This window comes from Type-C symbiont of Plautia stali, from assembly GCF_059730935.1.
In genome coordinates, this window is sequence record NZ_AP035923.1 from 1158326 (window position 1) to 1174471 (window position 16146).

At 60.2% G+C, this 16146-nt stretch carries 17 protein-coding genes; 9 read left to right on the forward strand and 8 right to left on the reverse strand.

Features of this window, described 5'->3' with window-relative positions; translation table 11 throughout:
- Window positions 1-76 precede the first annotated feature (76 nt).
- The gene (gene xseA / locus AC6I7J_RS05225) at window positions 77-1444 is read right to left on the reverse strand and encodes an exodeoxyribonuclease VII large subunit (protein ID WP_498006936.1); all 1368 of its coding nucleotides are present in this window, start codon (window positions 1442-1444) and stop codon (window positions 77-79) included.
- Window positions 1445-1612: 168 nt separating this feature from the next.
- Here xseA and guaB point away from each other — a divergent pair, with 168 nt between their 5' ends.
- Both guaB and guaA read left to right on the forward strand, forming a co-directional pair.
- Window positions 1613-3079 (forward strand): IMP dehydrogenase, encoded by a 1467-nt coding sequence (gene guaB, locus AC6I7J_RS05230; protein WP_021506568.1) that lies wholly within the window; start codon window positions 1613-1615, stop codon window positions 3077-3079.
- Between the two features lie 72 nt (window positions 3080-3151).
- Window positions 3152-4732 carry a glutamine-hydrolyzing GMP synthase gene (gene guaA / locus AC6I7J_RS05235; RefSeq protein ID WP_021506569.1) on the forward strand — a complete coding sequence of 527 codons (1581 nt, stop codon included), beginning with the start codon at window positions 3152-3154 and terminating at the stop codon, window positions 4730-4732.
- A 113-nt stretch (window positions 4733-4845) separates the two neighbouring features.
- Here the strand turns inward: guaA and AC6I7J_RS05240 are convergent, their stop codons facing one another.
- Together AC6I7J_RS05240 and AC6I7J_RS05245 are read right to left on the reverse strand one after the other, a co-directional pair.
- A complete protein-coding gene (locus tag AC6I7J_RS05240) occupies window positions 4846-5295 on the reverse strand; it encodes a LysR substrate-binding domain-containing protein (protein ID WP_498006937.1) in 450 nt (149 codons plus the stop codon).
- A gap of 32 nt (window positions 5296-5327) precedes the next feature.
- Window positions 5328-5747: a LysR family transcriptional regulator gene (locus AC6I7J_RS05245; RefSeq protein ID WP_498006938.1), complete on the reverse strand. Its 420-nt coding sequence runs from the start codon at window positions 5745-5747 to the stop codon at window positions 5328-5330.
- 95 nt (window positions 5748-5842) lie between these two features.
- Between AC6I7J_RS05245 and AC6I7J_RS05250 the strand changes: the two genes are divergently transcribed.
- The 3 genes from AC6I7J_RS05250 to AC6I7J_RS05260 all read left to right on the forward strand — a co-directional run bounded on the left by AC6I7J_RS05250 (window position 5843) and on the right by AC6I7J_RS05260 (window position 7721).
- A complete protein-coding gene (locus AC6I7J_RS05250) occupies window positions 5843-6286 on the forward strand; it encodes an ester cyclase (RefSeq protein ID WP_058770844.1) in 444 nt (147 codons plus the stop codon).
- Between the two features lie 20 nt (window positions 6287-6306).
- Window positions 6307-7227: an NADP-dependent oxidoreductase gene (locus AC6I7J_RS05255; RefSeq protein ID WP_059011388.1), complete on the forward strand. Its 921-nt coding sequence runs from the start codon at window positions 6307-6309 to the stop codon at window positions 7225-7227.
- A gap of 125 nt (window positions 7228-7352) precedes the next feature.
- Complete coding sequence (locus AC6I7J_RS05260; RefSeq protein WP_498006939.1) at window positions 7353-7721, forward strand: hypothetical protein; 369 nt, start codon at window positions 7353-7355, stop codon at window positions 7719-7721.
- Window positions 7722-7727: 6 nt separating this feature from the next.
- Here AC6I7J_RS05260 and AC6I7J_RS05265 read toward each other — a convergent pair whose 3' ends face one another.
- Window positions 7728-8636 carry a LysR family transcriptional regulator gene (locus AC6I7J_RS05265; protein WP_136546898.1) on the reverse strand — a complete coding sequence of 303 codons (909 nt, stop codon included), beginning with the start codon at window positions 8634-8636 and terminating at the stop codon, window positions 7728-7730.
- Between the two features lie 140 nt (window positions 8637-8776).
- Here AC6I7J_RS05265 and AC6I7J_RS05270 point away from each other — a divergent pair, with 140 nt between their 5' ends.
- The 4 genes from AC6I7J_RS05270 to AC6I7J_RS05285 all read left to right on the forward strand — a co-directional run bounded on the left by AC6I7J_RS05270 (window position 8777) and on the right by AC6I7J_RS05285 (window position 13009).
- Entirely contained in the window at window positions 8777-10093 is a 1317-nt protein-coding gene (locus AC6I7J_RS05270) for an amidohydrolase family protein (protein ID WP_498006940.1), read from the forward strand.
- Window positions 10094-10146: 53 nt separating this feature from the next.
- Window positions 10147-11334: an arabinose transporter gene (locus AC6I7J_RS05275; RefSeq protein WP_498006941.1), complete on the forward strand. Its 1188-nt coding sequence runs from the start codon at window positions 10147-10149 to the stop codon at window positions 11332-11334.
- A gap of 10 nt (window positions 11335-11344) precedes the next feature.
- Window positions 11345-12109, forward strand: a complete 765-nt coding sequence (locus AC6I7J_RS05280) for an SDR family oxidoreductase (RefSeq protein ID WP_021506577.1) — start codon at window positions 11345-11347, stop codon at window positions 12107-12109.
- Between the two features lie 123 nt (window positions 12110-12232).
- Window positions 12233-13009 carry a DUF3750 domain-containing protein gene (locus AC6I7J_RS05285; protein ID WP_021506578.1) on the forward strand — a complete coding sequence of 259 codons (777 nt, stop codon included), beginning with the start codon at window positions 12233-12235 and terminating at the stop codon, window positions 13007-13009.
- A gap of 54 nt (window positions 13010-13063) precedes the next feature.
- Here AC6I7J_RS05285 and AC6I7J_RS05290 read toward each other — a convergent pair whose 3' ends face one another.
- The 4 genes from AC6I7J_RS05290 to tehB form a co-directional block, all read right to left on the reverse strand.
- Entirely contained in the window at window positions 13064-13243 is a 180-nt protein-coding gene (locus tag AC6I7J_RS05290) for a GDFGVC terminal motif YodC-like protein (protein ID WP_010617609.1), read from the reverse strand.
- 47 nt (window positions 13244-13290) lie between these two features.
- Window positions 13291-14727, reverse strand: a complete 1437-nt coding sequence (mgtE, locus tag AC6I7J_RS05295) for a magnesium transporter (RefSeq protein WP_021506579.1) — start codon at window positions 14725-14727, stop codon at window positions 13291-13293.
- 124 nt (window positions 14728-14851) lie between these two features.
- The gene (locus tag AC6I7J_RS05300) at window positions 14852-15037 is read right to left on the reverse strand and encodes a YfgG family protein (RefSeq protein ID WP_022548292.1); all 186 of its coding nucleotides are present in this window, start codon (window positions 15035-15037) and stop codon (window positions 14852-14854) included.
- Window positions 15038-15530: 493 nt separating this feature from the next.
- Entirely contained in the window at window positions 15531-16130 is a 600-nt protein-coding gene (tehB, locus tag AC6I7J_RS05305) for a tellurite resistance methyltransferase TehB (protein ID WP_132464747.1), read from the reverse strand.
- Between the last annotated feature and the right edge of the window lie 16 nt (window positions 16131-16146).

Here is a 16146-nt window from a genome sequence, read left to right on the forward strand (position 1 = left end):
CAATCGCGCGCCGCTGCGTCTGCGGTGCGCGCGATTTACGGGCTGTTATCAACCGTTTATGCGGCTGAAAAGGTTATCACGCCTTACGGCTGCGCGTTTTTTGCGGCTGTAACGTCGTCACCTGACTCTCCACCCAGCCATCATCCAGCCGGGTACGCAGCAAATCACCGGCATGCAGCTGACGGGTCTTTTTCACCACCTGACCCTGCGCATCAGTGGTGACGCTAAAGCCACGCGCCAGCGTCGCCAGCGGACTTACGCCTTCCAGCTGTGCTGCCAGCGTACCAAAACGCTGCCGGCTGTGATTGAGCTGTTTTTCCATGCCCTGCTGCAGCCGGTAGTGCCACTGCTGTAACTGCTGCTGAGCGCGCAGAATACGTCCCTGCGGCTGCTGGGATTGCAGGCGCTGCAGCAGGCGGTCCTGCTGGCGATGCGCCAGGCGCAGCCGCTGGTCGACCGCTTCCTGCAGACGACGCTGCAGCTGAATCAGCGTGGTTTGCTGCCGTGCCAGGCGCAGCTGCGGATGCTGCTGTTGCAGACGATGCTGCAGCCGGGTGAAGCGGCGCTGCTGCTGCGCCACGTAATAGTCCATCGCCATCTCCATGCGCTGCTGCTGAGACTGCAAACGGCGCAGCAGCTCGATCTGGTTGCGGCTCACCAGCTCGGCAGCGGCAGAAGGCGTCGGCGCGCGCAGATCGGCAACAAAGTCGGCGATGGTGACATCGGTTTCATGCCCAACGGCGCTGACGATCGGCAGGCGGCTGGCAAAGATGGCCCGCGCCACGCGCTCGTCGTTGAAGCTCCACAGATCTTCCAGTGAACCGCCGCCGCGCCCGACAATCAGCACGTCGCACTCGTCACGCTGGTTGGCCAGCTCGATGGCGCGCACGATGGCGGCGGGCGCATCAACGCCTTGCACTGCCGTCGGATAGATCACCACCGGCAGCGAGGGATCGCGGCGATGCAGTACGCGCAGCACATCGTGCAATGCCGCGCCGGTGGCGGAGGTGATCACACCCACCTGGCGCGCCGGCTCCGGCAGCGGCTGTTTAAACTGCTGGTCGAACAGCCCCTCCGCCGCCAGCCGGGCTTTCAGCTGCTCAAACTGTTGCTGCAGCAGCCCTTCACCGGCCGGATGCATGCTTTCGATAATCAACTGATAGTCGCCGCGCGGCTCATACAGCGTGATGCTGGCACGCACCAGCACCTGCTGACCGTGCTGCGGGCGAAAGCTGACGCGTCGATTGCTGTTGCGGAACATGGCACAGCGCACCTGCGCGCCATCGTCCTTCAGGGTGAAGTACCAGTGACCGGAAGCGGGCTGAGTGAAATTGGAAATTTCAGCGCTGAGCCACACCAGGCCCATCTCATTTTCCAGCAGTTGGCGCACCGTGGTGTTCAGGCGGCTGACAGTAAAAATATTGGCGGTTGGCGGTAGCGACATGTGATGAGGATCAAATTTCAAATCAGAGGGTTAATTAACCGATACTACATGCCTGCCCCGGAGGATCAAGACTTTTTCCGAAAAAACACTGGAGGCAACCGATTTCGGCCTGTATAATGCCGCGGCAATATTTTATCTGTTTTAAACGCCCCAGGTGGAGATATTGCAATGTTAAGAATCGCGAAAGAAGCCCTCACATTTGACGACGTCCTGCTCGTTCCCGCTCACTCCACTGTTTTACCCAACACGGCCGATCTCAGCACCCAGCTGACCAAAAACATCCGTCTCAACATTCCTATGCTGTCTGCAGCGATGGACACCGTGACCGAAGCCGGTCTGGCGATTGCGCTGGCGCAGGAAGGCGGTCTGGGCTTTATCCACAAAAACATGTCGATTGAGCGCCAGGCGGATGAAGTTCGCAAGGTGAAAAAACACGAAAGCGGCGTCGTAACGGAGCCACAGACCGTGCTGCCAACCACCACGCTGGCCGAGGTGAAAGAGCTGACCGAACGTAACGGCTTCGCCGGTTACCCGGTGGTTAACGCTGACAACGAGCTGGTGGGCATCATTACCGGTCGTGACGTGCGCTTCGTGACCGATATGACGCTGCCGGTGACCGCGGTCATGACGCCGAAAGAGCGCCTGGTGACGGTGAAAGAGGGTGAAGCGCGTGAAGTCGTGCTGCAGAAAATGCACGAAAAACGCGTCGAGAAAGCGCTGGTTGTTGACGACAGCTTCCACCTGCTGGGCATGATTACCGTTAAAGATTTCCAGAAAGCTGAGCGTAAACCCAACGCCTGTAAAGATGCGCAGGGTCGTCTGCGCGTCGGTGCCGCGGTGGGTGCCGGTGCCGGCAACGAAGAGCGCGTTGATGCGCTGGTCGCTGCGGGCGTTGACGTGCTGCTGATCGACTCCTCGCACGGCCACTCCGAAGGCGTGCTGCAGCGTATCCGTGAAACCCGCGCAAAATATCCAGACCTCGAAATCATCGGCGGCAACGTGGCGACCGGTGCAGGCGCACTGGCGCTGGCTAATGCGGGCGTGAGCGCGGTGAAAGTGGGCATCGGCCCGGGCTCCATCTGTACTACCCGTATCGTTACCGGTGTTGGCGTACCGCAGATCACGGCAGTATCCGACGCGGTTGAAGCGCTGGAAGGTACCGGTATTCCGGTCATCGCTGACGGTGGTATCCGTTTCTCTGGCGACATCGCCAAAGCTATCGCCGCGGGCGCGTCGGCGGTAATGGTCGGCTCCATGCTGGCCGGTACCGAAGAGTCGCCGGGCGAAATCGAGCTCTACCAGGGCCGTGCGTTCAAATCCTACCGCGGTATGGGTTCACTGGGCGCGATGTCCAAAGGCTCGTCTGACCGCTACTTCCAGAGCGATAACGCCGCCGACAAACTGGTGCCGGAAGGTATCGAAGGGCGCGTTGCCTATAAAGGCCGCCTGAAAGAGATCGTGCACCAGCAGATGGGCGGCCTGCGCTCCTGCATGGGCCTGACCGGTTGCCCGACCATCGACGATCTGCGCACCAAAGCCGAGTTCGTGCGCATCAGCGGCGCCGGCATCAACGAAAGCCACGTGCACGATGTGACCATTACCAAAGAGTCACCGAACTACCGCATGGGTTCATAATCCCGTAAGATTTCCCGCCCGGCTCCAGCCGGGCGCTTTTATTATTAAGTCCATCCCAATGGAAACGCCTCAATGACGACTGAAAATATTCATAAACATCGTATTTTGATCCTCGATTTTGGTTCTCAGTATACGCAGCTGGTCGCGCGCCGCGTGCGTGAGCTGGGCGTCTACTGCGAACTCTGGGCGTGGGATGTCACCGAAGAGCAAATCCGCCAGTTCAACCCGAACGGCATCATCCTCTCCGGTGGCCCGGAAAGCACCACCGAGCACAACAGCCCGCGCGCGCCGGAATATGTGTTCAACGCCGGTGTGCCGGTGCTGGGCGTGTGCTATGGCATGCAGACCATGGCGATGCAGCTGGGCGGTAAGGTTGAAGGCTCGAACGAGCGTGAATTTGGTTATGCGCAGGTTGAAGTGACAACCCCGAGCGCGCTGGTGCGTGATATCGAAGATGCCATCAGCGCGGCGGGCAAACCGCTGCTCGACGTGTGGATGAGCCACGGTGACAAAGTCACGGCGATCCCGGCAGACTTCGTGACGGTTGCCAGCACCGAAAGCTGCCCGTTTGCCATCATGGCCAACGAAGAGAAGCGTTTCTACGGCGTGCAGTTCCACCCGGAAGTGACGCACACCCGTCAGGGCCTGCGCATGCTGGAGCGTTTTGTGCGCGACATCTGCGGCTGTGAAGCGCTGTGGACGCCAGCCAAAATCATCGAAGATGCGGTAGAGCGCATCCGTGAACAGGTAGGTGAAGACCGCGTGATTCTCGGCCTGTCCGGCGGCGTGGACTCGTCCGTGACCGCGATGCTGCTGCACCGCGCGATTGGTGAGCGCCTGACCTGTGTGTTCGTCGATAACGGACTGCTGCGTCTGAATGAAGCTGAGCAGGTGATGGACATGTTCGGCGACCACTTTGGTCTGAACATCGTGCATGTTGCGGCAGAAGGGCGCTTCCTCGACGCGCTGGCGGGCGAGAACGATCCGGAAGCCAAACGTAAAATCATCGGCCGCGTGTTCGTGGAAGTGTTCGACGAAGAAGCACTGAAGCTGACCGACGTGAAGTGGCTGGCGCAGGGCACCATCTATCCGGACGTGATTGAGTCGGCGGCTTCAGCTACCGGTAAAGCGCACGTGATCAAATCGCACCACAACGTGGGCGGTCTGCCGAAAGAGATGAAGATGGGCCTGGTTGAGCCGCTGAAAGAGCTGTTCAAAGATGAAGTGCGTAAAATCGGTCTGGAACTCGGCCTGCCTTACGACATGCTGTACCGCCATCCCTTCCCGGGCCCGGGTCTGGGCGTGCGCGTACTGGGTGAAGTTAAGAAAGAGTACTGCGACCTGCTGCGCCGTGCCGATGCCATCTTTATCGAAGAGCTGCGTAAAGCCGATCTGTACAACAAAGTCAGCCAGGCCTTTACCGTGTTCCTGCCGGTGCGCTCCGTCGGCGTGATGGGCGATGGGCGTAAATACGACTGGGTGGTTTCCCTGCGTGCTGTCGAAACCATCGACTTCATGACGGCCCACTGGGCGCACCTGCCGTACGACTTCCTCGGCCGCGTCTCCAACCGCATCATCAACGAAGTGAACGGCATTTCACGCGTGGTTTATGACATTTCAGGTAAACCGCCTGCGACGATTGAGTGGGAGTAACGCCCGCACTGGCAACCGCCAGCACCTGAAGCCTCAAAGCCCGCGTAACTGCGGGCTTTTTTATCCTGCCATCTTTCGCATCGCCCGATCAGCGCAGAATTCAGATACAGCGCCTACAACCGCGCCGCCTGTAGTTCAATAAATTCCCTGAACCACTGCTGGGCGGGATGCGCGTCGCTGCGCCGGTGCCAGATCAGGTTGAACACCATTTCGGGCAACGACAGCGGTGGAGGGAACAGCACCAGCTGGCGACTGGCCTGCGCATGCAGCGCCACGCGCTTCATCACGGTCGCCGTCATGTGGGTTTGCGCCACGATAGACGGCACCGTAAACATCTGCTGGACCGTCAGCCCCAGTCGGCGCTTTTTACCCTGCTGCGCCAGCACCTGATCAACCAGGCCGTACAGTTCACCTTCCGGCGAGACCAGAATATGCGGCAGAGCCAGGTAGCTCTCCATGTCCATGCCGCGTCTGGCCGCCGGATGGTTGCTGGCGACGATGGTGACGAATTCGTCGCGCAATACCGGCCGGGAGATGATGCGGCTATCGCTGTGCGTAGGCATGACGCCGATGGCGACATCAATCGCGCCGGCATCTACGCATGATCGCGGTTGGTAAACGCCTGCACATTCAATGACACGCCGGGGGCGGCGTCCTGTAGCGCCTGCATTAACGAAGGCAGCAACACGAAAGCCGGATACTCCGACACGCCCAGCTTGAAGTTTATTTGCGCTTTTTCCGCTGCAAATACGGGCTTTGCCACCAGCGTCGCTTCGAGCTGGCGCAACGCCCCGGCGATGGGGCCGGACAGATCGCGCGCACGCGCGGTTGGCAGTAAACCCTCCGCGCTGCGCATGAACAGCGGGTCACCGAACAGGGTGCGTAATCGCGACAAAGCGGCGCTCATCGCCGGCTGGCTGACGCCCACATGGGTTGCCGCCCGCGTGACGTTGCGCTCGTTCATCAGCGCGTCAAAAGCCACTAACAGATTGAGATCGATGCCATGAAAATCCATACGGCAAATAATCACTCATATTTAATATTTGTTGGACGAATTGTAGGGCGCTGCGCAAAATTCCACAACCAACCCTCACCTGAAAGTGAATAACGATGAATCCAGCAGCAGAATACGTACAACGGCTCAAAATTGAACGACAGGCGGTAGAGACGCTCTATCAGGCCTTCAGCGACAACAACCCCGATCTGGTCGATAGCGTGCTGGCTCCGTCATGGGAAGACATTCCGCTGGCGCCGGGACAGGCGCCCGGGCCGGAAGGCATCAAGCCGATCATTCGCATGCTGGCGCAGGCTTTTCCGGACGTGCAGATCGTGGTGCATGACATGATTCAGGAACCTGGCCGCATCGCGGCGCGGGCGGAAATCAGCGGCACCCATCTCGGCGAAATTTTCGGTATCGCGCCGACTGGTAAGAAAGTGAGCTTCCGTCTGCATGAGTTCCATGCGCTGGAGGACGGCCGTCTGATCACCACCTGGCACATGGAGGATTGGTTTGGCCTGTTCCTCCAGCTTGGCCAGTTTCCGCCACAAGCCTGAATCAGACCGGAGAGTTGATAATGAAAGCAGCATTGATTGATACGTTTGGCACCGCCGATGTGCTGACGATTGGCGAACGTCAATTACGCGCCGCCAGTCCGGATGAGGTGACGGTGCAGGTTGAAGCGGCGAGCGTTAACCCGCTGGATGTGAAAATCATCTCAGGGCACATGCAGCAGGTTTTCCCGGTGGACCTGCCTTACGTGCCGGGCATGGATTTCTGCGGCGTGATTACAGCAGCTGGCGAGCGCGTTAGCCATTTAAAACCGGGCGATCGCGTATTCGGGCGCACGCCACCTGGCGCAGGCGGGGCTTTTGCCCAAAGCCTGGTGATCGCCGCCGATGACGTATGCCTTGTCCCGGCAGCGATGAGCGCCGAACAGGCCGCAGCGCTGCCTACCGCGTTTGGCTCCGCGCAGCAGGCATTGTTCGATGTGGGCCAGCTGCAGCGCGGCGAGCGCGTGCTGATTCACGCCGCAGCGGGTGGCGTCGGCAGCATGGCCGTCCAGCTGGCGCATCAGGCGGGCGCTTATGTCATCGCTACGGCGTCGGCGAAAAATCACGCGCTGGTGACCAGTCTGGGCGCCGATGAGGTGATTGACTACCGCACGCAGGACTTTGCAGCAACGCGCGATATCGACCTGGTGATAGACAGCGTCGGCGGCGAAACGCTGAGCCGCTCCTGGTCCGTGCTGCGCGCCGGCGGGCGCATTGCAACGCTGGTGGAGTTTGGCATCACGCCCGTCGGCGGCCAGCACGGCGAGTTTGTCTTCTTCGCCAGCGCGACGCCGTATCTTGCCCGGGCGAGCAGCCTGTTCCAGGCCGGGCAGTTACAGGTCATCACCGACGCTATCTTTTCGCTGGATGATGCACGCTCCGCGCTGGAGAAGGTGGCGACCGGCCATGCGCGCGGCAAAGTGATTATCCGCGCCAACCCTTAACGCCTGGCGTCATGTCGCAGTAAAAACGCGCCCGCTACCCCGCGGGCGTTTGTTTACCGGTCTGTCGCAGGGGATAAGGATGTGTTAATAATCTGGCGTTAACGGCAGAGGCTTCAGGAGGAAACGTGCTGTTTAATTTCAGAGCCGCGGGCAGGCGCGCACCACCTGGCAAACGCTCGCTGACATCCATCATCATTCTCTATCTTGCGATGCTGTGCGGTACGGCTTTTCTCGCGTTTCTGCCGCTGATCTGCGCGATGGGCGCCGGATATGTCGCCAGTCTGGCAGGCTGCCAGCTGGACGAAGGCAACGTGCATCCCTGTTACATCCTGGGAGAAGATCGCGGCCAGTTGCTGTATGAATTAGGCGTCATGGGCTGGTTCCTGCTCGGCACCATTCCCCTGGGTGGGATACTGTTTTTACTCGCAACGCTCACCTTCATCGTTCAGCTGGTGGGCTATTACCGGCAAACACGCGCTGAGGGTAATCGGTAATTTGCGTCAGCTCTGTTCCGCACAAATCTCCAGGCAAAAACCGAGAAATGCCTCCACCGCCGCCGGGGCCAGACGGCGCGAAGGCCGGGTGATAAACAGCGGATAGGTTTCGTCAGGCCAGTCGGGGAAAAGTTCGACCAGTTCACCGCTGGCGATCAGATGTTGCACGCTCAGCGCCAGCACCTGGGCTACGCCGGCACCGCCGACGCACGCCTGTACCATTAAATCCGGATCGGTGGTGGTCAGATGGCCGTGGGTGGCGACCGTCAGCCGCTGCGTGCCACGATGAAACTCCCAGCTAAAGGGCTTATTGCTGCGCGGATCGATGTATTGCAGGCAATTGTGCTCAGTCAGCTGCTGCGGCTGCGTCGGGCGGCCACAGCGTGCCAGATAGTCCGGGGCGGCCACCGTCAGGACGCGCGTTTGTAACAGCAGGCGTGAGGTCATAGTGGACGGCGGCTGCGGCCCGAAACGCACCGCAACATCAATACCTTCTGCTACCAAATCGCCCACATCGGGCTGCTGCAAAATCGTCAGTTCCAGATGCGGATAACGGGCACGCAGCAGCGGCAGCTTTGCCGCCAGCACATAGCGGGAAAACAGCGGATTGAGGCTCACGCGCAGCGTACCGCGCACCGTCACGGCGGCGCCGGAAACGTAGTTTGCTGCTTCTTCAATCCCTTCCAGATGCGGCGCCGCCCGCTCATACAGGCTGGCACCTTCGCTGGTGAGATGCAGGGTGCGGGTGGTGCGATCCAGCAGGCGCACGCCGAGACGCTGTTCCAGTCGTGAAATCGCCCGGCTGACGCCCGAGGCGGACAACCCTAGCACCTCACCGGCGCGGCTGAAGCTGCCGGCTTCAACCACGGCTGCCAGCACGCTCATGCCGGATAATAGTCGGCCATCAAAACTCATCCTGTTCTCCATCTTTGATTTTTAGCAAAGATCATTTGCCTGAGCCTACCTTTATCAAATATGCGCTGCAACTTATTGTGTGCCCCGAAACGCGACCGGCACTGACCGCCGGATTCCTGATCTCTTTTGAGGAGAATGTTATGACTGTACGGCGCACCCTTTTTAAAGGCGGCACTATCCTGACGCTGGACGCCAGCGTGCCCGACCTCGTCTGTGGCGATGTGCTGATTGAGGACGATCGTATTGCCGCCGTGGGGGAAAACCTTTCCGCCGACGATGCGCAGGTGATTGATGCCCGCGGCCATATCGTGATGCCGGGTCTGGTGGATGCGCATCACCATATGTGGCTGGGCGCGATGCGCCGCCTGATGCCCAACGTTGACGACCTGTTTGCCTATATCGATGTGGTGGCAGAAACGCTCGGCGCGCACTACCGTCCGCTGGATATGTACCTCAGCACCCGGCTGACGGCGCTGGCTTGCCTGGATGCCGGCATCACCACGGTGATTGATGCCTGCCACAGTTCACGCAGTCCGGCGCATACCGATGCGGCGCTCGACGCGCTGCAGGAGAGCGGGATTCGTGCGCTGCACATGGTTGGCGCAGCAATGGATAAGCAGGTTTCCAGCGATCATCTGCCGGGCGATCTGGCCCGTCTCGCCAGCCGCTGGAACCACGCCGGCAGTCGCGTGCAGGTTGGCCTGTTTGGCCAGCTCAACCTGGCGTGGTGGCGCGTGGCGCGCGAGCTGGATATGCGCATTCTCACTGAGTTTATTGGTGACCTGGCGCAGCTGCCGGCGGAGTTTGCCGAAGCCGGCTTGCTGGGTCCGCACAACATTTTCAACCACTGTACGCGCGTACCGGCGCACACCTGGCAGCAGCTGGCGGACGCGGGCGTCAACATTACCGTTAATCCGCGTTCGGATGCGCTGTTTGGTTTCGACGACGACAGCTTTGCCTGGCAGCAGGCGGTCGATCGCGGAATGACGCCGGCGCTCGGTATCGATCTCGATACCGCCTTCGGCAGCGATCTGTTCGGTGAAATGCAGGCGCTGTTTAACCAGCAGCGCTCAGCGATGCGCTATCGCCGCTTCCGGGGCGAAAGCGACGTACCGGCACCGATTAGCGTGGAAGCCGTACTGCAGTCGGCCACGATTAACGGCGCGCGTGCGGCCGGGCTGGAGCAGCAAACGGGCACGCTGACGCCAGGTAAACAGGCCGACGTTATTATGCTGCGCACCGATGGTATCGGCGTTTTCCCGCTGACCAGCGTGACGGCAACGGTGGTGCAGGCGGTGCAACGCGCCGATGTTGATACCGTGATGGTGGCGGGTGAACTGCGTAAACGTCATGGTCAGTTGCTCAACGTCGATGTGGCACAGCTGAACGCGGAAATCACCGCTTCGCGCGACTATCTGCTGAATGCCAGCGGCTATCACCATCCTTTGTTTGCCTGATTTTCCGCAGCGCGGCGGCCTGCCGCGCTGTCTGTTCATTTATGGAGGCTGTTATGTCTGCATTAAGCGCGCAGGCTGAAGCTGCGCATTTGTCGCGACCGGCGACCGGCGTGATTGCCGCGCTGTTTTGCGGTTATCTGGCGGTCGGCTTGCCGCTGCCGGTAATCCCGCTGTTTATCCATCAGCATCTCGGTTTCAGCAACCTGTGGGTCGGGCTGGTGATCGGGATACAGTTTGTTGCCACCGTGCTGACGCGCGGTTACGCCGGTCAACTGACCGATCGCGTTGGCGGTAAGCGCTCGGCGCTGCAGGGCGCGGCGGTGTGCGCGCTGGCTGGCGTGCTTTACTGGCTGGCCGCACTGCCGGGCTTTTCACCGGCGGTCAGTCTGGCGCTGGTGATTGCCGGACGGCTGGCGGCGGGTATGGGCGAAAGCCAGTTCGTCACCGGCTGCGTGGCCTGGTCAATCGCCTCGGTCGGGCCACAGCGTGCCGGTCTGTCGATGTCCTGGACCGGCATCGCCATGTTTGCCGCGCTGTCGCTCGGTGCCCCTGCCGGTATGATGCTGTATCAGCACGTCGGCTTAGCGGCGGCGATGCTGGCCTGCATCGCGGCTCCGCTGCTGGCGGCGCTCATCGCCACGGCTGCCAGCGGGTATCGCGCGGTCGGAGGGGCTCGTTTGCCGTTCTATCGGGTGATTGGCCGCATCTGGCGTGAAGGCTGTGGCCTGATGCTGCAGGGCGTCGGACTGGCCGGCCTGACGGCCTTCGCCTCGCTCTATTTTGCCGCGCGTCACTGGCAGCTGGCCGGCTGGGTGATGACCGCGTTTGGCGTTGGTTTTATCGCCGTGCGCCTGGTGCTGGGACATCTGCCGGATCGCATTGGTGGCTACCGCGTGGCGGCTTATTCACTGCTGGTGGAGGCGCTGGGGCAGATGCTGCTGTGGTTTGCGCCTGACGAAACGCTGGCACTCACCGGCGCTCTGATTACCGGTCTTGGCTGTGCGCTGATCTTTCCCGCCCTCGGCGTGGAAGCGCTGAAGCGCGTGCCGCCGGCCAGTCGCGGCAGCGCCATGGGCGCGTTCGTTGCTTTTCTCGACATCGCTTATGGTATTTCCGGACCGATTGCCGGTGCCATCGCCAGCCACTTCAGCTATGCCGCCGTCTATCTGTTTGGTGCGGCCTGTGCGCTGTTCGGTGCGCTGCTGGCGCTGACATCGCGCGCCGCTTCACTTCACGCTTAAGGAGTTTTCCATGTCACGTATTTTTATTTCCGGTTCATCCACCGGCCTCGGGCTGATGGCGGCTGAACTGCTGGTTGAGCAGGGCCATCAGGTGGTGCTGCACGGACGCAACGCCGCGCGTGCCCGCGCTGCGCAGGAGGCGCTACCGCAGGCTGAAGCCGTGGTCAGCGGCGACGTGATAACCATCGCCGGCGCCCGCAGTGTGGCGCAGCAGGTTAATGCGCTCGGCAGATTTGATGCGGTGATCCACAACGTGGCGGTTGGCTATCGCGAGCCTTATCAGTTAACCGCAGATGGCCTGCCGCATCTGTTCGCCATCAACACGCTGGCACCTTATATTCTTACGGCGCTGATTGAACGGCCGCAGCGGCTGATTTACCTCAGCTCCGGCATGCATCATCATGCCGAAGCTAACCTGGATGATATTTTGTGGCAGCGGCGGCGCTGGCACGCTTCGCAGGCCTATGCTGAGAGTAAACTGCATGATGCCATACTGGCGTTTGCCATCGCCCGGCGCTGGCCGCAGGTATACAGCAACGCGCTGGAGCCAGGCTGGGTGCCGACCAAAATGGGCGGTGCCGGGGCACCCGACGATCTTGATCAGGCGCATCGTACCCAGGTGTGGTTAGCCACCGCCGATGAGGCGCGGGTCAGCGGGGAGTATTTTTATCACCGTCAGGCGCTGGCGGCTAATCCGCAGGCGCGCAATCCACGGCTACAGCAGCAGTTGCTGGCGATATGCGCCGATATCAGTGGTATCGCCCTGCCTGACTAAGGAAAAATCAGCTGACCGGGCACCGCAACGCATTTTTTGTCCACCGCATAGTTGGTGAATACAGACGCTGCCGTTTCGGCGCATCATGGCGGGAGCGTTTTTTCACCACCGGGATGTTCATGCATGTTGCCTGTTAAAGCTGTTTTACTCTCTTTTCTCTGTGTGGTGTTACTGTCGCTGGCGGCCAGCCTGGCGCAGGCGACGCGCAGCGGTGAGTTCACCACCGAACGCGGTGGCTGGGCGACGGCGCGGCGTGATTCGGCCGGGCTGGCACCGGATCCGCAGCGCTTCGCCAGTGAGGCGATTGTGCAGGTGTATGCCGCGCCGACCTACGGCTGGAAAGGCGCGGTGGCCGTGCATCCGTGGATTATCTTTAAGCGCGCCGGAGAAACCCGCTACAACCGTTATGAGGTGATCAGCTGGGGCAGCGGCGATAAAGTGCGGCGCAACAGCAATCTGCCGGACGGCTACTGGTACGGTGCGCGTCCGCGTTTGCTGGTGTCACATCGCGGTGCGGCTGCGCAGGCGATGATCCCGCAGATTGAAGCGGCGATTCAATCCTATCCGTGGCCCAACACCTATCATGCGTGGCCGGGCCCCAACAGCAATACCTTCCTCGCTCACATTGGCCGTGAAGTGCCGGCGCTGAAGCTCGATTTGCCCGCCAATGCCATCGGTAAGGATTTCCGTTCGCTGCTGCATCCGCTAGGCCTGCCGCCATCCGGGCGCGGCGTGCAGCTGTCGCTGCTCGGCGTGCTGGGCGTCACGCTGGGAGCGGAAGAGGGCGTGGAGGTGAATCTGCTGGGACTGAATCTGGGGCTGGATTTCACCCCGCTGCGTCTGCGGCTGCCGTTTATCGGCGGGGTGGGGCAGGATAATTTACAGAAGGATAAGCCCTGAGACAGCGCCGCGCCGCGACAGCATCGGTTCGCGGGCGGCGCGGGCTCGCAGCCGTTAACAGACGCCGAAATCCCCGTCTTCATGATAGAGATTGACGCTGTCGGCCTTCACCTCGATCTCTTTTTTGATCGGATCGTCAACGCGGGCGCACCACAGCGTATCGCCCGCAACGCGCAGCACCTGCATTTTTGGACCACCGGTTTTCGCCTGCACAAAATCATCCACGTTAAACATCACTGCTCTCCAGTTGATTAGGGATCAACGCTGATTGTAGCTGCGCTTCAGTGGCCGTGCAGCAGAAACAGCGTGGCCAGACCGAGGAAGATAAAGAAGCCGCCGGTATCGGTGATGGCGGTGATCAGCACGCTGGAGCCGACCGCCGGGTCGCGTTTGAGTTTGGTCATAATCAGCGGAATCAGCACGCCCATCAGCGCCGCCAGCAGCAGATTCAGCACCATCGCCAGCATCATCACGCCGCCCAGTTGCAGATTGTCGTACATCAGCCAGGTTACGCCGCCCATGATGCCGCCCCAGAACAGGCCGTTAAGCAGCGCCACGCCGAGTTCACGCGCAATCAGAAACGAAAAGTTGCCGGGTTCAACCTGATGCAGCGCCAGCGCGCGTACGATCATGGTGATGGTCTGATTGCCGGTGTTACCGCCAATGCCGGCGACAATCGGCATCAGCGTGGCCAGCGCCACCAGCTGCGAAATAGTGTCCTCAAACAGACCAATGACGCGCGAGGCGATAAACGCCGTACACAGGTTGACGGCCAGCCAGGTCCAGCGCTTTCTTACCGCTTTGCGCACCGGTGCAAACACGTCCTCGCCCTGGCTGATGCCGCCCATCTTACGGATGTTGCTTTCGTTCTCTTCGTTCACCAGGTCAATCACATCTTCCACGGTGATACGACCAATCAGCTTGCCTTTGGCATCGGTTACCGCAGCAGAAATCAGGTTATAGCGTTCGAAGGCGCTGGCGGCCTCTTCCGCTTTGTCATCCAGCTGGAAAGTGGTGGGGCGCGCGTTCATCACCTCAGCCACCAGCGTTTTAGGTTTGTTGAGCAGGATATCGGTCAGCGCCAATTCACCCAGCAGCTGATTGTGTTCGTCGGTGATGAAGATTTTATCGGTGCCGTCCGGCATGCTTTTGCGCTTGCGCAGAAAGCGTTGCACCGTCGCCAGCGTCACGTCTGAGCGCACGGTCAGGATATTGAAGTCCATCACCTGGCCGACGCGATCGCGATCCAGCTCAATCACATCCAGCAGCCGGGCGCGCAGGCTGGGATCGAGCGTGGTGAGCAGGCGGCCGGTGAGATCGCGCGGCAGATAACGCGCCAGATAGACCTGATCGTCAATATCCAGCGGCTCGATGGCGCGCAGGATTTCGCGGTCGGTCATCTCTTCCGTCAGGCTGGCCCACACGGTTTCGGAGGCCTCCACCAGCACGCGACCGCGCTGCTCGTAGGGCACCAGCCGCCACAGTGCCAGACGCTCCTCTTCCGGCAGCGCTTCGAGAATGTCCGCCAGGTCGGCCGCGTGCAGCTGCGGCAGTTCATGCTCCAGCTGCTGACGCCAGCCGGTGATTTTGCGCAGTTCGGCGGCGTTGAGGTCGACGGATTTATCCAGCAGCACATCGACTAAATCGTGCTCGCTGAGCAGAAGGTGCAGAATTCGCTGGCGGGTTTCTGATAGTTGTTGTGCGTGCGAAGCAGACATAACGCGTCCTTTGTGTCTGTAAAGTCAGGTCAAAGTGTAGCGCGTTGCGGGTAAAGTGGGCGTAACAAGCAGCATTGCCGCGGCGGACAATGTGATGGCAGAGCGACGATGACCCGCAAATTCCTTAGCGCGTCTCGCTGGTGCTCAGTGTGACCGGTTCAGGTGCGGCTTTCTTTTGCTGATGATGCTCGATGGCACCGGGAATAATGAAAATCAGACGGCCAACCAAAATAAAGAAACTGATCAGCAAAACGATGCGGGTCATGGTACCGGTTTTGGGACGTCTTCGTGCAGAGATGGCGCTATTCACGCGGGGTGGTTCCTGTCAAAGCCCGGCTGGGCGGTGGCAACATTTAGTCACAACCCGACCGGGAGGTCAACAGCTGCGTGAAAAATGAGCAGAAAAGGTTAAGGTTGCTTTGATCGATATCAGCCGCCGGGCGAAGCGTGCGTCATCGACTCTGCAGGGGTGTCATTGATGACGACCTAGCCTTTGAATTGGTTCAAAAACGAGGCACTTTTCGTAGCGGCGCAATTTATTGCGCGATGAATCTCGCCGCTACGATAGGGTGCGGCTTGCGTTTTCGTCACCGAACGGCATTACGCCATTGATGACGACCAGAACCTGCATGATGTAACTCATGCCAGTTAGCCTTTGAATTGGTTCAAAAACGAGGCACTTTTCGTAGCGGCGCAATTTATTGCGCGATGAATCTCGCCGCTACGATAGGGTGCGGCTTGCGTTTTCGTCACCGAACGGCATTACGCCATTGATGGCGACCGGACCATCATGATGCCAGCCATCAGTAGCTGGCTTTCTGCGCCAGCAGGGTAGCGAAGCGATACTTAATGCGCTGACCGTGTTCATCGCGGCGATGCAGTTCACCGACCTCTTCGTTGTACTTCACGATGTGCCAGTTACGGTAATAATGGCTCAGCTCGCCCGATTTAAAGGTAAACGGGAAGTTTTGCGTGTTGGGATAATCGTCGGTGCTCATCGCCGCCACAATCAGGTTGTAACCGTACTTGCGCGTGCTGGCCTGCATATCGGCGATCAGCTGCGGAATGGTCGCCGGCTGCAGGAACATCATCACCACGGTAGAAAACACAAACTGGTAATCACCGTTGAAACGCACCTGATTCAGGTCGCACTGTTCGGTATGTATCTGTTGCAGCTGCTCTTCCGCGATGATGCTGTTAAGGCGCTCCAGGCTCTGCGGATTGTTGTCCCAGGCGGTAACAGTAAAACCGTGCTGATTAAGCAGCAGGCTGTTGCGGCCCTGGCCGCAGCCGAGGTCCAGCGCATTACCCACTTCCAGTTTTGGCAGCGCGGCCAGCACTTCGGAGTGGGGCGGCGTCAGGCCGTATTTCTCCGCAAAATAGTTATCGGGGCGTGTTGTCATAGTGCTATTGCGGGCC

Coding starts and splice junctions, on each gene's coding strand:
- xseA (WP_498006936.1), bottom strand. CDS start 1,444: ATGTCGCTACCGCCAACCGCCAATATTTTTACTGTCAGCCGCCTGAAC.
- AC6I7J_RS05245 (WP_498006938.1), bottom strand. CDS start 5,747: ATGGATTTTCATGGCATCGATCTCAATCTGTTAGTGGCTTTTGACGCG.
- AC6I7J_RS05280 (WP_021506577.1), top strand. CDS start 11,345: ATGTCACGTATTTTTATTTCCGGTTCATCCACCGGCCTCGGGCTGATG.
- guaA (WP_021506569.1), top strand. CDS start 3,152: ATGACGACTGAAAATATTCATAAACATCGTATTTTGATCCTCGATTTT.
- AC6I7J_RS05255 (WP_059011388.1), top strand. CDS start 6,307: ATGAAAGCAGCATTGATTGATACGTTTGGCACCGCCGATGTGCTGACG.
- mgtE (WP_021506579.1), bottom strand. CDS start 14,727: ATGTCTGCTTCGCACGCACAACAACTATCAGAAACCCGCCAGCGAATT.
- AC6I7J_RS05265 (WP_136546898.1), bottom strand. CDS start 8,636: ATGAGTTTTGATGGCCGACTATTATCCGGCATGAGCGTGCTGGCAGCC.
- AC6I7J_RS05285 (WP_021506578.1), top strand. CDS start 12,233: ATGTTGCCTGTTAAAGCTGTTTTACTCTCTTTTCTCTGTGTGGTGTTA.
- AC6I7J_RS05250 (WP_058770844.1), top strand. CDS start 5,843: ATGAATCCAGCAGCAGAATACGTACAACGGCTCAAAATTGAACGACAG.
- AC6I7J_RS05270 (WP_498006940.1), top strand. CDS start 8,777: ATGACTGTACGGCGCACCCTTTTTAAAGGCGGCACTATCCTGACGCTG.
- tehB (WP_132464747.1), bottom strand. CDS start 16,130: ATGACAACACGCCCCGATAACTATTTTGCGGAGAAATACGGCCTGACG.
- AC6I7J_RS05275 (WP_498006941.1), top strand. CDS start 10,147: ATGTCTGCATTAAGCGCGCAGGCTGAAGCTGCGCATTTGTCGCGACCG.
- AC6I7J_RS05290 (WP_010617609.1), bottom strand. CDS start 13,243: ATGTTTAACGTGGATGATTTTGTGCAGGCGAAAACCGGTGGTCCAAAA.
- guaB (WP_021506568.1), top strand. CDS start 1,613: ATGTTAAGAATCGCGAAAGAAGCCCTCACATTTGACGACGTCCTGCTC.
- AC6I7J_RS05240 (WP_498006937.1), bottom strand. CDS start 5,295: ATGCCTACGCACAGCGATAGCCGCATCATCTCCCGGCCGGTATTGCGC.